Origin of the sequence: Virgibacillus sp. 7505 (assembly GCF_002272135.1) — a bacterium.
GTDB lineage: Bacteria > Bacillota > Bacilli > Bacillales > Amphibacillaceae > Terribacillus.
Window position 1 is genome coordinate 1 of the sequence record NZ_NPBF01000150.1, and the last position, 292, is coordinate 292.

The 292-nt window shown below is 39.0% G+C and carries 1 pseudogene; it reads right to left on the bottom strand.

The features are described 5' to 3' along the window. A pseudogene (locus CHH91_RS18360) lies at window positions 1-292 on the bottom strand (threonine--tRNA ligase); the annotation flags it as partial.

Consider the following 292-nt stretch of genomic DNA (forward strand, 5'->3'; position numbering starts at 1 on the left):
CCGTAAATACGTTGAAGCATTTGATTATCGCTATTGCCCCGCCAATATGCACCAGACACTTTCGTTAACTTAAAATGCTTGATTTTGCCTGTTGAAGGTATATGAGGACCACGACATAAATCATAAAAATCACCTTGTTCGTACACAGTCACTGTTTCATCTGGCGGTATATCTTCAAGCAACTCAAGTTTTAAAGGGTCCTGTTTGAACAACTGTTTAGCTTTTTCGCGCGTAACTTCCTTACGTGTTATCTCCATGTTCTCTTTGATGATTTGCTTCATCATCTGTTCAA